1 protein-coding gene is annotated in these 4,000 nt (G+C 67.9%); it reads left to right on the forward strand.

From position 1 onward, the window contains the following. Window positions 1–435: 435 nt before the first annotated feature. The gene (gene dnaE, locus FNX44_RS24670; RefSeq protein WP_143651207.1) at window positions 436–3,978 is read left to right on the forward strand and encodes a DNA polymerase III subunit alpha; all 3,543 of its coding nucleotides are present in this window, start codon (window positions 436–438) and stop codon (window positions 3,976–3,978) included. The last annotated feature ends 22 nt before the right edge of the window (window positions 3,979–4,000 follow it).

Genomic DNA, 4,000 nt, shown 5'->3' on the forward strand with positions numbered 1-4,000 from the left:
GACAGGTCGGGGGACTGACCGCTCGGCCTTCCGGCGGCGGGCATCGAGCGAGCTGCGCGACCTTGTCCGCCCCGGCCCCGAGCGCGCCCGATCCTCCCGCCGTTCCGGCGCTCCGCCCCGGGGCCGGTCGCCCCGCCTGCCGGCGGCCCGGCCCTGAGGGCGCTGCCCGGCCTCGCCCCCGCTCCGGCGTCCGGAGTCGGGGGCCGCTCGCCGTGCCCTTCCGGCGCCTCGACCCCGAGGGCGCCGGAAGGCCGGGAGAATAGGGAACGTTGCCACAGCGGATACGGTCCGCCTGCGGCCCTGCGGGGGGCGCCGCCCGCCGAGGGCGGCGGGGTGTCGGCGGGCGCGCCGCCTCCGGCGGCACCGGTGGTGTCAGTGGGGCGCCGTAGACTTCGGAGCTGCCCTGGAAACCCCGCGCCGGAGGTGCCACCCACCGTGACCGACCAGCCGTTCACGCACCTGCACGTGCACACCCAGTACTCCCTGCTCGACGGTGCGGCGCGTCTGAAGGACATGTTCAAGGCGTGCCAGGAAATGGAGATGTCGCACATCGCCATGACCGACCACGGCAATCTCCACGGGGCGTACGACTTCTTCCACCAGGCGCAGGGCGCGGGCGTCGTCCCGATCGTCGGGATCGAGGCGTATCTGGCGCCGGAGTCGCGGCGTTTCACGCAGCCGGTGAAGTGGGGCGCGCCGCACCAGAAGCGGGACGACGTCTCCGGTGGTGGCGCCTACACGCACATGACGATGTGGGCGCGGAACCGGGAGGGGCTGCACAACCTCTTCCGCGCCCAGTCGCGGGCGAGCCTGGAGGGTTTCTTCCGCAAGCCGCGGATGGACCGCGAGCTGCTGGCGGAGTACGCGGACGGGCTGATGGCGACGACGGGCTGCCCGTCGGGCGAGGTGTCGACGAAGATCCGCCTGGGCCAGATGGACGAGGCGGTGAAGGCGGCCGGCGAGTACCAGGACATCTTCGGCAAGGAGAACTTCTTCGTCGAGTTGATGGACCACAACATCGACATCGACCGGCGCGCGCGAGCCGGCCTGGAGGAGATCGCCAGGAAGATCGGCGCGCCGTTTGTCGTCACGAACGACTCGCACTACACCTACGAGCACGAGGCGTCGGCGCACGACACGCTGCTGTGCATCCAGACCGGCAGCAACCTCTCCGACCCGGACCGGTTCAAGTTCGACGGCTCCGGCTACTACCTGAAGTCGGCGCGGGAGATGTACGCGATCGACAACTCGGACGCCTGGCAGGAGGGCTGCCGCAACACGCAGCTGCTGATCGCCGAACGGGTGGACACCGAGGGCATGTTCAAACCGCGCAACCTGATGCCGCGCTTTGACGTGCCCGAGGGGTACGACGAGGTGAGCTGGTTCCAGGAGGAGGTGCGGCGCGGCATGGAGCGCCGCTTCCCGAACGGCGTCCCGGAGGACCGCCAGCGGCAGGCGGCCTACGAGATGGGCGTCATCATCGAGATGGGGTTCCCCGGCTACTTCCTCGTGGTCGCGGACTTCATCATGTGGGCGAAGAACAACGGCATCGCGGTGGGTCCGGGCCGTGGTTCGGCGGCCGGTTCGATCGTCGCGTACGCGATGGGCATCACCGACCTGGACCCGATCGAGCACGGGCTGATCTTCGAGCGGTTCCTGAACCCCGAGCGCGTGTCCATGCCGGATGTCGACATCGACTTCGACGAGCGCAGGCGCGGTGAGGTGATCAGGTACGTCACCGAGAAGTACGGCGCCGACAAGGTCGCCATGATCGGTACGTACGGCACCATCAAGGCGAAGAACGCGATCAAGGACTCGGCCCGGGTGCTGGGTTACCCGTACGCGGTGGGTGACCGGATCACCAAGGCGATGCCGGCCGACGTCCTCGGCAAGGGCATCCCGCTGTCGGGCATCACGGACAAGAACCACCCGCGGTACAGCGAGGCGGCCGAGATCCGGTCGATGTACGAGAACGAGCCGGACGTCACGAAGGTGATCGACGCGGCGCGCGGTATCGAGGGCCTGGTGCGCCAGATGGGTGTGCACGCGGCCGGTGTGATCATGTCCAGTGAGCCGCTGATCGACCACGTCCCGGTGTTCTCCCCGAAGAACGACGGCGTGGTCGTGACCCAGTGGGACTATCCGAGCTGTGAGTCGCTCGGCCTGCTGAAGATGGACTTCCTTGGCCTGCGCAACCTGACCATCATGGACGACGCGGTCAAGGCGATCGAGAAGAACAAGGGCGTCTCGATCAAGCTGCTCGACCTGTCGCTGGACGACCCGAAGACGTACGAGCTGCTGCAGCGCGGTGACACGCTCGGCGTCTTCCAGTTCGACGGCGGTCCGATGCGCTCGCTGCTGCGCATGATGAAGCCGGACAACTTCGAGGACATCTCCGCGGTCTCGGCCCTGTACCGGCCGGGCCCGATGGGCATGAACTCGCACATCAACTACGCGCTGCGGAAGAACGGCCAGCAGGAGATCACGCCGATCCACCCGGAGCTGGAGGAGCCTCTCAAGGAGGTCCTCGACATCACCTACGGCCTCATCGTGTACCAGGAGCAGGTGCAGAAGGCCGCCCAGGTGCTCGCGGGCTACTCGCTCGGCCAGGCCGACCTGCTGCGCCGCGCGATGGGCAAGAAGAAGCCCGAGGTGCTGGAGAAGGAGTTCGTCAACTTCCAGCAGGGCGCGCGGGACAAGGGCTTCTCGGACGAGGCGATCAAGGCGGTGTGGGACGTCCTGGTCCCGTTCGCCGGATACGCGTTCAACAAGGCGCACTCCTCGGCCTACGGGCTGGTCACCTACTGGACGGCCTACCTCAAGGCGAACTACCCGGCCGAGTACATGTCGGCGCTGCTCACCTCGGTGCGGGACGACAAGGACAAGTCGGCGGTCTACCTCAACGAGTGCCGCAGGATGGGCATCAAGGTGCTGCCGCCGAACGTCAACGAATCGGAGGCCAACTTCACCCCGCAGGGTGACGAGGTCATCGTGTTCGGTCTGGCGGCCGTGCGGAACGTCGGCCAGAACGTCGTGGACTCGATCGTCAAGTGCCGTAAGGAGAAGGGGAAGTACAGCTCCTTCCCGGACTTCCTCGACAAGGTCGAGGCGGTCGTCTGCAACAAGCGCACGGTCGAGTCGCTGATCAAGGCCGGTGCGTTCGACGAGATGGGGCACACCCGCAAGGGCCTCACGGCACAGTTCGAGCCGATGATCGACAACGTCGTCCAGGTCAAGCGCAAGGAGGCCGAGGGCCAGTTCGACCTGTTCGGCGATCTCGGCGGCGACGAGGGCTCCGACGGGCCGGGCTTCGGGCTGGACGTGCAGTTCTCCGAGGAGGAATGGGAGAAGTCCCACCTGCTGGCGCAGGAGCGGGAGATGCTGGGCCTGTACGTCTCGGACCACCCGCTCTTCGGCATCGAGCACGTGCTGAACGAGAAGTCCGACGCGGGCATTTCGCAGCTGACGGGCGGCGACTACTCCGACGGCTCGATCGTCACGATCGGCGGCATCATCTCCGGCCTCCAGCGGAAGATGACGAAGCAGGGCAACGCGTGGGCCATCGCCACGGTCGAGGACCTGGCCGGTTCGATCGACTGCATGTTCTTCCCCGCCACCTACCAGCTGGTCTCCACGCAGCTGGTGGAGGACGCCGTCGTCTTCGTGAAGGGCCGGCTGGACAAGCGGGAGGACGTGCCCCGGCTGGTCGCGATGGAGCTGATGATCCCCGACCTCAGCGACGCGGGCGCCAACGCCCCGGTGACGATCACGATCCCGTCGGTGAAGATCACGCCGCCGCTGGTGGAGCGGCTCGGCGAGGTGTTGAGCCACCACCGGGGTTCGACGGAGGTGCGGGTCAAGCTCCAGGGCGCCCGGAAGACCACCGTGCTGCGGCTCGACCGGCACCGGGTGACCGCGGACCCCGCCCTCTTCGGCGACCTCAAGGCGCTCCTGGGCCCCTCCTGCCTGGCCGGCTGACCACCGGCCCCGGCCCCACCGG

This window comes from Streptomyces alkaliterrae (assembly GCF_007097205.2).
Classification (GTDB): Bacteria; Actinomycetota; Actinomycetes; order Streptomycetales; family Streptomycetaceae; genus Streptomyces; species Streptomyces alkaliterrae.